This is a genomic window from Staphylococcus sp. GDY8P57P, assembly GCF_017892585.1.
GTDB lineage: Bacteria > Bacillota > Bacilli > Staphylococcales > Staphylococcaceae > Staphylococcus > Staphylococcus borealis.
Genome location: NZ_JAESLK010000009.1, coordinates 26002 through 38049 on the forward strand (window position 1 = coordinate 26002; position 12048 = coordinate 38049).

General features: G+C 33.4%; 11 protein-coding genes. 3 read left to right on the plus strand and 8 right to left on the minus strand.

Annotated features, from left to right (window positions below):
- Positions 1-330: 330 nt before the first annotated feature.
- Entirely contained in the window at positions 331-1083 is a 753-nt protein-coding gene (map, locus tag KA878_RS03975; protein ID WP_193839153.1) for a type I methionyl aminopeptidase, read from the minus strand.
- A 147-nt stretch (positions 1084-1230) separates the two neighbouring features.
- Here map and KA878_RS03980 point away from each other — a divergent pair, with 147 nt between their 5' ends.
- Positions 1231-2220, plus strand: a complete 990-nt coding sequence (locus KA878_RS03980; RefSeq protein WP_075108577.1) for an FUSC family protein — start codon at positions 1231-1233, stop codon at positions 2218-2220.
- 63 nt (positions 2221-2283) lie between these two features.
- Here KA878_RS03980 and gatD read toward each other — a convergent pair whose 3' ends face one another.
- Both gatD and murT read right to left on the minus strand, forming a co-directional pair.
- The gene (gene gatD / locus KA878_RS03985; RefSeq protein ID WP_053030376.1) at positions 2284-3006 is read right to left on the minus strand and encodes a lipid II isoglutaminyl synthase subunit GatD; all 723 of its coding nucleotides are present in this window, start codon (positions 3004-3006) and stop codon (positions 2284-2286) included.
- A gap of 2 nt (positions 3007-3008) precedes the next feature.
- Complete coding sequence (gene murT / locus KA878_RS03990; RefSeq protein WP_070855033.1) at positions 3009-4319, minus strand: lipid II isoglutaminyl synthase subunit MurT; 1311 nt, start codon at positions 4317-4319, stop codon at positions 3009-3011.
- 194 nt (positions 4320-4513) lie between these two features.
- On the opposite strand from murT, the gene ftnA reads away from it, so the two are divergent.
- Both ftnA and KA878_RS04000 read left to right on the plus strand, forming a co-directional pair.
- Positions 4514-5014: an H-type ferritin FtnA gene (gene ftnA, locus KA878_RS03995; RefSeq protein ID WP_053030378.1), complete on the plus strand. Its 501-nt coding sequence runs from the start codon at positions 4514-4516 to the stop codon at positions 5012-5014.
- Positions 5015-5369: 355 nt separating this feature from the next.
- Positions 5370-5921: a 3'-5' exonuclease gene (locus tag KA878_RS04000; protein WP_193839152.1), complete on the plus strand. Its 552-nt coding sequence runs from the start codon at positions 5370-5372 to the stop codon at positions 5919-5921.
- Positions 5922-5982: 61 nt separating this feature from the next.
- On the opposite strand, the gene dinB is transcribed toward KA878_RS04000, so the two are convergent.
- The 5 genes from dinB to gatB all read right to left on the minus strand — a co-directional run bounded on the left by dinB (position 5983) and on the right by gatB (position 12044).
- On the minus strand, positions 5983-7053 hold the full coding sequence (gene dinB / locus KA878_RS04005; RefSeq protein ID WP_193839151.1) for a DNA polymerase IV: 1071 nt from the start codon (positions 7051-7053) through the stop codon (positions 5983-5985).
- A 101-nt stretch (positions 7054-7154) separates the two neighbouring features.
- Positions 7155-7703 (minus strand): DUF3267 domain-containing protein, encoded by a 549-nt coding sequence (locus KA878_RS04010; protein WP_053030381.1) that lies wholly within the window; start codon positions 7701-7703, stop codon positions 7155-7157.
- Positions 7704-7832: 129 nt separating this feature from the next.
- Positions 7833-9194: a 23S rRNA (uracil(1939)-C(5))-methyltransferase RlmD gene (rlmD, locus tag KA878_RS04015; protein WP_193839150.1), complete on the minus strand. Its 1362-nt coding sequence runs from the start codon at positions 9192-9194 to the stop codon at positions 7833-7835.
- A gap of 101 nt (positions 9195-9295) precedes the next feature.
- Entirely contained in the window at positions 9296-10288 is a 993-nt protein-coding gene (locus KA878_RS04020; RefSeq protein WP_053030383.1) for a diacylglycerol kinase, read from the minus strand.
- A gap of 328 nt (positions 10289-10616) precedes the next feature.
- Entirely contained in the window at positions 10617-12044 is a 1428-nt protein-coding gene (gene gatB, locus KA878_RS04025) for an Asp-tRNA(Asn)/Glu-tRNA(Gln) amidotransferase subunit GatB (protein WP_070855034.1), read from the minus strand.
- Between the last annotated feature and the right edge of the window lie 4 nt (positions 12045-12048).

Here is a 12048-nt window from a genome sequence, read left to right on the forward strand (position 1 = left end):
AGTCGACAAGTGAAGGTCGCATAGTTAACATATCTTTAATTGGCAGTCACATTATCCATCTCTTAATGAATGATACAGGCACATAAATGCGGATGAATACACACGTTTATACCAGTCATTGATAAGTGGCATTAAATCGCACTTAAGAAAATGAATAAACCCGTTTGCATTTTAAAAGCAAAGTAAATATAAAAAAGACAATTTCTATAGTGAATGCACTCATAAAGTTAGATTTTAAGATTAACTATTAAGGTGCGTATCAAAACTCACTAGAAATTGTCTTTTTACTTATCTATTCACGTTTAGCCAATTAAAGATTTACTTCTAAAATTAGTCTATTTTAGTCGTTAATAATGGACCATCTTTAGTAACGATAACCGTATGTTCAATTTGGGCTACGTAACTTTTATCTCTTGTTTCAAATGCCCATTCATTCTTACCTTCTGTTACGAATGTTGCTTTAGAAGAAATAAACGGTTCTACTGCGATTACAACCCCTTCTTTAAGCAACGTTTTATCTTTAGGGTCATAATAGTTCATTACATGATTAGGTGCTTCGTGTAAAGATTGACCTACGCCGTGTCCTGTTAAATTTTTGATGACAGTTAAATCATTTTGACGTGCAGTTGCATGCACAGCTTTACCAATATTACTTAATTTAGTTCCTGGTTTAACCTTTGCCATCGCATTTTCAAATGCCCTTAATGCAACGTCACATACTTTTTGTTTAAGCGGATCACTTGCTTCACCCACAACAAACGAAATACCAGTATCTGCGTAATAGCCATTTTTTAATGCTGATACATCAATATTAACTAAATCGCCTTCACGAATGATTCGTTTACCTGGAATTCCATGTGCAACTTCTTCATTAACACTAATACATGTTTGTCCAGGGAAATTCTCATCATGAATAGGTGCTGAAATAGCGCCATGTTCTTCAAATAAATCTTTAGCAATATTGTCTAATTCTTTAGTTGTGATGCCAGGTTTAGTAGCTTCTTGCATCGTATCCCTAACCTTAGCACAAATGTAACCTATTTCTTTTAAGGCTTGTAATTCTTCTTCTGTTTTTACAATCATAATATCCCGTTCCTTTTTAATTGTGATTACATCTTATTATACCAAAAAAATTTTGATATACTAAACATACAAAAAATGAAGTGAAAATAATTTACTTATTAAAGAAACATATTAATGTTATTTTCGTACAACGAGAGGATTTATCATATGGATAAATGGTACAAAAGAATTATTGGCGCTAGAACCATTAAAACTGGTTTAGCCACTTTTTTAACATCGCTATTTTGTTTGATGCTTAATTTAACTCCTATCTTTGCGATATTAACAGCTATTGTAACAATCGAACCCACAGCCAAAGCATCATTAAAAAAAGGGTACAGAAGATTGCCAGCGACAGTCATTGGCGCATTATTCGCTGTTATTTTTACATTTATTTTTGGAGATCAATCAGCATTAACCTATACATTTAGTGCACTGTTCACCATTTTAGCTTGTACAAAATTAAATTTACAAGTTGGTACGACCGTTGCGGTATTAACATCAGTTGCTATGATACCTGGTATACACGATGCCTATTTCTTTAACTTCTTCTCAAGATTATTAACAGCGTTGATTGGTTTGGTCACAGCGGGATTAGTTAATTTTGTTGTTCTTCCTCCCAAATATTACCAACAAATTGAGGATAATCTAACACAATCAGAATATAAAATGTATGAGTTATTTTCATCAAGATGTAATGAATTATTATTAGGAAAATTTGATTCAGATGATAGTAATAATTTATTAAATAAGCTAATGGGTGTGATTAACAAATCTGAGACATTAACTGGTTATCAAAAAGATGAATTACGCTACCATAAGAACAAGGAAGATGAGTGGAAACGGTTGAAACAGATTTCGAACCGTTCATATATTGACCGATTACTCGCTACCCATCTATCAAATATCATTTATTTACCTAAGCATATTCATTTAGTATTTACGCCTGAGGAAAAAATGGCAATTATTAAAATCAGTCATAGTGTCAATAATATAGTCAATAGCGATCATTTCGAACCACATCGTTCATCTGCATCAACACTTAAGTCTTCTGTCAAGCGATTAGAAGAGTTTGATCAAAATCAAATAAAAAGTCATATCATTTATGAAATACTTTTAATTTATAAATTATTAGATAGTAGATACAATGACAAATAAATAAGACGTACTGGCTTCATACGAAGTTCCAGTACGTCTTTTTACTAAGTTAATAGTCAACTATTATTTATTCTTAGATGAACGTTCAATAATAACACGCTTAGCTGCTTCTTCTTCAGTGTTATCTAGTTGTTTAGGTTCAAACGGTATACCTTTACGTTCACAAGCTTTTTCTAATAAATAATCCGTGATTTCATGATTTTTAGGTAAAATAGGTCCATGTAAATAGGTACCTAATAAGTTTTTATAGTGGATACCTTCTTGTTTATCCTCATCATTATTTCCATATCCTACTGTAACGTGTCCTAACGTACCGTAATGATGATGTGTACGTCCACCATGATTCTCAAAGCCAACTATTGTACCAAATGTATCACTCTCAATGACGATATCGCCAGTTAATCGTTCAGTACGTGATTCAGTATAAAAATCTAATATACCTAATCCTTCAAGTTCAGTGCCATCAGGAGTAATATATTTTGTTCCTAAGAATTGGTAGCCGCCACAAATTGTCAAACCTGGCATACCATCTTCAATTGCATCTTTAAGTGTGGTCTTCATTTTGCTTAATTCTTTAGTCGCAATACTTTGTTCTCTATCACTTCCACCACCAATAAAGAAGATGTCACAGTTATCAAGCGTCACACCTTCAGTTTGGTTAACCTCAACAACATTTAATTGAATATTACGTTTCTTTGCTCTTTGTTTGAGTGCAATAATATTTCCAATATCACTATATAAATTTAATTTGTCTGACATAAAATGATAAACGGTTAATTCATTCATATTTATTGCCCTCCTGTAAATGAACGATTAAGTTGTTCTAACATCGGAGATAATGACGTGTAGTTAGGAATTGCGACTGTAAATCCTTCATAGTTCATAGTCAATGCTGTTGCTTTATAGATATCCTTTTCAAGGATAATAGGCACAGTCACTTCAGCCAATTTCAGACGTAATTGCAATTCTTCAGCTCGAGTTCCTGTTACTATAATCGTTTCTATATTTTGTTCGCTTAACTTCTCAAAATCAGCGTCATAAATCCATGACGTATCGCGACCATCTGCCGCATTATCATTCAAACTAATAACATATACCTTCTTACCTTCCAATTGTTCGCCCACAGACAAACTTGCATTCATACCAGCGGGATTCTTAGCAAGGTTAATCATAGCCTCTTTATGATTGAGTTTGAAATACTGCATACGTCCATTATCTGATGTGTATGATTCAAACCCTGTTCGAATTGAATCATCATTAAGACCTAATTCTCTTAATACTGTATATGCCGCTAATGCATTATACGCATTAAAGTCACCGGCAATTTTCATATTAAACGTAGTATCACCAATATTTAATCCTAAGAATGGAGATGCAGAGAATGATGTTACTTCGTATTTCGGTAATTCTCGTTTGAATCCACATGAACAATGGTAATGACCAATTTGGTTATAATGAATGTAATCATATACTAATAGTTTGCCACAATTAGGACAATATTTACTCTCATTCATTGTACTTTGCTCAAATTCATGTGCATGTGCTTTCATGCCATAATAAACAATCGAATCACTAGCGATTTTGAGTCGACTAACAAAAGGATCATCTGCATTAAGTAACAATTTGATTCCCTTATTACTAATAGACTTCGCAATATTATTTACCATTATATCGATTTCACCAAAGCGATCCATTTGATCACGGAAGAAATTTGTAAAAATCATCATTGATGGTGTCACTTCTTTTAATACACGTGGTATTGAACCTTCATCAATTTCAATGACAGCTACTTTAGTATCTTTAGTGCTTTGCATGATAAAAGCAGATGTTATACCTGCCGCCATATTAGCACCTTCATTATTATGTATGATATCAATGTGATTTGCTTTTAAAGTATGTCCTATAAGATTAGATGTAGTCGTTTTACCGTTCGTTCCGCTAATAAAAACGATATCATCAACTTTTGCAGCTAATTTTCTTAATATATTTTGATCCACTTTGCGGGCAACTTGTCCAGGTAAGTCAGTACCTTTTTTCCCGGCAGCGATACTAGCCTTACGTGCCAATTTCGCTAAGTGCGTTGCAGTCCATTGTCTCATGTGCTTCCTCCTCATATAAATCACTTGAATAATTATAACACGTAACGGGTATAACAAAAAACATTCTCAATTAAAAATAACAAGTTACATCCTAGATTATAATAATTATTATTTACTAATGAGAATAGATTTGTTATACTCTTTATGAACAAAGACAAAATAAATGACAAATTTTTAATAGAGGTGACTTAATTATGTTAAGTAAAGACTTGTTAGAAGCACTTAATGATCAAATGAACCATGAATATTTCGCAGCACATGCTTATATGGCAATGGCAGCTTATTGTGATGACGCTTCATATGAAGGTTTCGCTAATTTCTACATTCAACAAGCTAAAGAAGAACGTTTCCACGGTAAAAAAATCTATGATTACATTAATGACCGTGGTGAACACGCTGAATTCAAATCAATTCCAGCACCTAAAACTGAATTCAAATCAATCCTTGAAACATTTAAAGATGGATTAGCACAAGAACAAGACGTAACACGTCGTTTCTATAATTTATCTGAAATTGCTCAAAAAGATAAAGACTATGCTACTATCTCATTCTTAAACTGGTTCTTAGATGAACAAGTGGAAGAAGAAGCAACTTTTGAAACACACATTGATTATTTAAATCGTATTGGCGATGACTGCAATACATTATATTTATATGAAAAAGAATTAGCAGCACGTTCATTTAATGAAGAATAATGCTTTCCTTATTAAATCTAGACACGATATAGATAAGACTATATCTGAAAATAATCGATAGTTGACTGCTACTGGAAAGGCACTTAACTCAAGCTTTTTCAGTTCTAGTCAACCTTGCATGCGGGCCCTAGCTAAAAGCATTTCACTAAGAAATTCTACAAGCTAAGCAAGCTGGGAGTCGGGGCCCCAGCAAAGAGAATTTCATTATGAAATTCTACAAGCTAAGCAAGCTGGGAGTGAACACGAATTTTAAAAGAATTCTGTCCACTCCCTTTTTTAGTTGTGCAACATCCTGGAAATGTTTTTATACTACTACTAAAATGAAAGCATCTATACATGAAAGGATGGTGTAAATATGGATAATGCTTTTATTGCATTAGACTTTGAAACAGCAAATGGTAAACGTACAAGTATCTGTTCTGTTGGTATGGTTAAAGTTGTCAATAATGAGATTGTTGAATCCTTTTACACTTTAGTCAATCCATTTGATTATTTCTCAAAGACGAATATAAATGTTCATGGTATTACACCTGAAGATGTCAATGATGCGCCGAGTTTTGACTATGTATATCCCTATATGATGCAATTTATTGATAACTTACCTGTTGTTGCACATAATGCTGCCTTTGATATGAATGTACTTCACCAAAGTTTAAAACAATTAAATATTGAAACTCCGTCAATGATTTACTTTTGTTCATATCAACTTGCTAAACGTACAATTGATGCATATCGTTATGGTCTTAAACATTTAATGAATCATTATCAATTAGACTTTCATGGTCATCATGATGCGCTCAATGATGCCAAAGCATGTGCAATGATTACATTTAGATTATTAAAGCATTATGATAATTTGCAAAGTATGCTCCAAATTTATGGTAAAAATTTAAAAGATAAAGGCTAGCGCATGATGTGAAATGTATTTTGATAAGCAAAGTACATTTTATCGGCATTGACCTTTATCTTTAAATAAAATCATAGATTGTCATATTTTTATATGTTGATTGTTCTAAATTCCCTACTGTGACACCAATTAACCTTATTGGAATATCGGGATCCTTTAATTCGTTATATAAATCATAAGCAACATTGTATATATCAATATCACTATTAACCGGTTCTCTTAAGCTTCTTTGTTTTGAAAATGTTTCATACTGATATGTTTTTAATTTAACTGTTACAGTGCTACCTGATTTTTGCAATTTAGTTAAACGTTCTGCTGTTTTTCCAGATAGTTCCCATATCTTCTGCAATATGACTTCATCATCATTGACATCAGTTGAAAACGTGCGTTCAGTTCCCACGGATTTACGCACTCTCTTCGCTTTCACTTCACTATGATCAATACCTCTGGCTTTCTGATATAAGCCACGACCTCTTTTTCCAAACCAACGTATTAAGTCAAATTCTGTTTTATCATATAAATCCTTCCCTGTGTAGATATCATGATGATGCATTACTTTTTTCGAGGCTTTGCCCACACCTGGAAAGTCACCAATATCTAAATTCATTAAAATATCATTTACATTATTATAATCTATAACCATCATGCCATTCGGTTTGTTCATACCACTTGCTAATTTTGCTAAGAATTTATTATACGAAACACCTGCAGATGATGTTAAACCTGTTTTTTCAAAAATATCACGACGAATAAAGCTTGCAATTTTTGATGCCGGTAAGTCAGATCTGACTAAATGTGTAATATCTAAATATGCTTCGTCGAGTGACATTGGCTCAACGATATCTGTATAACTTTTAAATATAGACATAATAATAGCAGAAGCTTCTCTATAGGCATCAAATCTTGCGCTGACATAATAACCATTTGGGCATAATTTATGGGCTTGAGACATTGGCATTGCAGAATGAACACCATATTTTCGCGCTTCATATGATGCAGTAGAAACCACGCCGCGTGTACTCGCCTTTCCACCAACGATTACTGGTTTCCCTTTTAATTTAGGATTATCTCGCATTTCTACTTGTGCAAAAAAGTAATCCATATCTATATGTATAATTCTTCTTTCAGCCATTGTCTCACCTCTTTAAAAAATAAGCCTCAACGTAATTATAATGTGAAATCCTTCAAAACTCATGAAATGTGCACATATATAATCATATTGAGACTTATGATTTATTCAAACTCATTATTAACTTGTATAGGACGCTGGTAATACATAATTAATCCTTCATCGGATGGATGAATGTACTCAAATTTATTCGTAAACGTAATACCTACTAGATATAAATCTATTAGACAATACCCGAAATGAATACTTAACATGATGATAATTGAAGAGTACGTATAATAACTAAATATCAACATTAATAGACCAGTAATGATGACCATTGGAGCTAACATAATTGTGCAAAATTGCCACTTGTTAAAACATTTTTTTGAAATATGTACTAATAGAAATCCTTTTTTATATTTTAATTTAGGCTGTTCACCCTTTGAAAAAATAAAAAACGAAAGTCTGTGAATCAATTCATGTAATCCTAAAATAACAACAAAACCTAAAAATCCGTAGAGTAAATTAGCTAAAAAAGTTTGCTCATGAATAGTTGTAAACATAAACGCCCACTTGTATGTAAACAATATCATAAATAAAACCACGACCAATTGGGTTGTAATAAACTTAGGTAAATTGATTCGACTAGGCGAAAAATCAAATTTTTGCACAAAAATGACCTCCAATCTTTCTTAATTTCAACCATAGTATACACAGTCTATATCGAGAAAAAAACCTTTTCTATAAGATTTAATGCGCTGTAATCATTTCTTAATATTCGTATTATGAAATATCACGTATCATTTTCTTTCAAACAATGCTACTGTTTCTACATGTGTTGTTTGTGGGAACATGTCGACCGGCGTAATTTCTTTCAACTCATATTGTGTGGCTAAAATTTGTGCATCCCTTTGTTGTGTTGAAGGGTTACACGAAATATACACAATACGCTTAGGATTAAGTTTCAGTAAAGTTTGTAAGAATGTTTGATCACAGCCTTTACGCGGCGGGTCTACCATTACAACATCTGGTCTGATACCTTGTTGTTTCCATTTTATAATGACCTCTTCAGCTTTACCACAGACAAAAGTTGTATTTTCAAATCCATTTAAAGTCGCATTTTGCTGTGCATCCTTAATCGCAGATGGCACAACTTCAACACCATACACATGTTTAGCTACTGGTGCCATGTATAAACCTATCGTACCAATACCACAGTATGTATCGAGCACTGTTTCTTCTCCTGTTAACTGCGCATACTCAATTGCTTTTTGATATAATTTCTCAGTTTGAGATGAATTAATTTGGTAGAATGATTGATCACTAATCTTAAATGTTGTATCGCTAAGTTGATCTACAATTCTGTCTTTACCATATAGTGTTATAGATTGTTGACCCATAATAACATTAGAATGGCTGTTATTAATGTTTTGCTTAATACTCGTAATGTTAGGAAATGTTTGTTTTAACTTTTCCACTAGAATTGAAGCGTCTTTAAAATGTTTTCCATTGGTTACAAAGATAACCATCATATCATCAGTATAATAGCCTGTGCGAATAACTAGATGTCTTAACAATCCACTTTTAGTACGTTCATTATAGATACTAATACGATATTCTTTAATCCATTGTTTAACGTGATTCATAATATCTTGATGTATATCATCTTGGATTAAACAACTATCCATATCAATAATATCGTGACTTCGTTGTCGATAATATCCCATGATTGCTTGTCCATTTTTATCGGTACCAATAGGTAGTTGTGATTTGTTTCTATACTGCCATGGATTATCCATTCCAACAGTTTTATGAATGGTTGTATCGGTAAATTGTGCTTTTCTATGGAAGAGATTAATCACTTGTGATTGTTTCATTGCCAATTGCGCTTCATAAGTCATATGTTGTAATTGACAACCACCGCACTTCCAATAATATTTGCATGGTGGTTCAACGCGATGCTCACTCGGTTTCACAACTTGAAGTAGTTTACCTATCGCGAAATTTTTCTTTACTTTGATAATTTTGTATTCAATTTCTTCTCCAATTAACGCATTTGGCACAAAAATTGGGTAACGATCGATTTTGATAACACCATGCCCTTCGTGCGTTAAATCAACAACATTACCATAGTTAATTGCATTTTTACTTATTGTTTCCATTATTTCACCCCACATAAAAAGAGGTTGGAGTAGTTTAACCTAGGTTTGTTTTTCATACCCAAGATATTAAAACTATTGCTCAACCTCTTCAACTGTATAAATTACTCTGATATTTCATTATTTCTTATAATCTCTTCATTTGATGGTTTTTCTTCAATGATACCATCTTCAACTTGCTGATCTTCAGTTAACTCCTCGTTGTATATATCCTTTGGTGTGCATACTTCGATATGACGCTTTAAATTCAAGAAATTAGCTGGTAATTTACCGCCATATTCTCCATCTACATTCAATTGCATTTCTGTAAATGATGAAATATTAATAGATGTTGCCTTTTCATAGATGACTTTTGGATGTTTGATGTGTTCTCCGCGAGACGCTAATGTCATGATATGTCCTAATTCAGCCAAGTTAGCCTTTTCAACAATAATCAATGTAAAATGACCATCGTCTAATTTCGCGTCCGGAACTAATTTCTCAAAGCCTGCCATAGAGTTCGTAAGTCCTAATAAGAACAATAATGCTTCACCTTGAAAGACTTGATTATCATATTCTATTCTTAAATCTACCGCTTTCATTTGAGGTAACATTTCAAAACCTTTAATGTAATACGCGAAAGGACCCACGATAGACTTTAAGCGACTTGGCGTTTCGTAGGACACTTGCGTTAATTGTCCGCCGGCTGCTAAATTGATAAAGTAGCGGTTATTCATCTTACCAATATCAACTTTCGTTGTATGATTATCAATGATGACATCAACCGCCCCCATAATATCGCTTGGTAAATGTAAGGCTCTACCGAAATCATTCACCGTCCCCATAGGAATAATGCCTAATTTGGGGCGATTAGGTTGCTCCGCGATACCATTTACCACTTCATTAAGCGTGCCATCTCCACCAGCAGCTATGATAATATCATAATCTCTTTTAAGTGCACGTTCCGCTTCAAGTGTTGCGTCTCCTTCACGCTCTGTTGCATAAGCACTTGTTTCGTAACCGGCACGTTCTAATTTTATTAAAACATCTGGTAAAGTTCTTTTGAAGAGTTCCTTTCCAGAAGTTGGATTATAAATGATTCTTGCACGTTTTCTCATAAATTATCCCTCATCTTTTTATACATATTCTTATATTAAATGATTTATAAGAGAGTTGGAAGTATTTAAATCAATAAACTTTGAAATACATCCTATATATTATCAGTCATATGGTGATTGTAAATCTTATATTACACCGGGTGCTAGCGCTTAAAATGTACCAAAATTAAAAGGGAGCGGGACAGAATTCTTTTAAAATTGTGAAAAGCTTGATTTAAGCGCCTTCTCAGCTCAGTCAGCTACTGCGAATTTGCTAAATAGCATTATTATATTATTTTTTCGCAGACTGTTAATTAATCATTGAATGACATACAAATGCATAATCTAATTAGCGTTTATCTAATTCTTGTTTTAAAATTTGGTTTACTTTTTGAGGGTTAGCTTGGCCTTTAGATGCTTTCATAATTTGACCAACTAAGAAGCCCATCGCTTTGCCTTTACCATTCTTATAATCTTCAACTGATTGTGGATTATTGTCTAACGCCTCTGTAACAAATTGAGTTAAAGTAGCCTCATCAGAGATTTGTACTAAACCTTTGTCTTCCATAATTTGTTTAGCATCTCCACCATTTTCAGCTAACTCTGGGAAAACTTTTTTAGCGATTTTACTACTCATTGTACCGTCTTCAATAAGTTTAATCATACCAGCAAGGTTTTCTGGCGTTAATTGAGTATCTTGTAACTCAACTTGATTTTTATTTAAATATTCATTAACGCCACCCATTAACCAGTTAGATGTTAATTTAACATCGGCACCTTGGTCTATAGCACCTTCAAAGAAATCTGACATTTCTTTAGTAAGTGTTAAGACGTGGGCATCGTATTCTGGTAATCCTAAATCATTAACGTATTTCGCTTTACGTTCGTCTGGTAATTCAGGAATTGTTTCACGTACGCGTGCTTTCCATTCATCATCAACGTATAAAGGTACGATATCAGGTTCTGGGAAGTAACGATAGTCATCTGAACCTTCTTTAACACGCATTAAGATTGTTTTGCCAGTTGATTCATCGAAACGTCGTGTCTCTTGTCCAATAGTACCACCGTTTAATAATTCTTCCTCTTGGCGTTTTTCTTCATATTCTAAACCTTTTCTTACATAGTTAAATGAGTTAAGGTTTTTCAATTCAGTTTTAGTACCGAATTCTTTTTGTCCATAAGGACGTAATGAAATGTTGGCATCACAACGTAATGAGCCTTCTTCCATTTTACAGTCAGATACGCCAGTGTATTGAATGATTGAACGTAATTTTTCTAGGTAAGCATATGCTTCTTTTGGAGATCTGATATCCGGTTCAGAAACAATTTCGATTAATGGTGTACCTTGACGGTTTAAGTCAACTAATGAATAACCATCTTTATGTGTTGATTTACCAGCATCTTCTTCCATGTGAAGACGTGTGATTCCAATACGTTTTGTTTCACCATCTACCTCGATATCAATATATCCATTTTCGCCGATAGGTTGATCAAATTGAGAAATTTGATATGCCTTTGGATTGTCTGGATAGAAATAGTTTTTACGGTCAAATTTAGAATTTGTCGCAATGTCCATATTTAAAGCCATTGATGCACGCATAGCCCAGTCTACAGCACGTCTATTAACGACTGGTAATACACCAGGATATGCTAAGTCAATAACATTTGTATTTGAGTTAGGTTCAGCTCCAAAATGTGCTGGTGATGGAGAGAACATTTTTGAGTCTGTTTTTAGCTCAACGTGAACTTCAAGTCCGATAACTGTTTCAAAATGCATTATT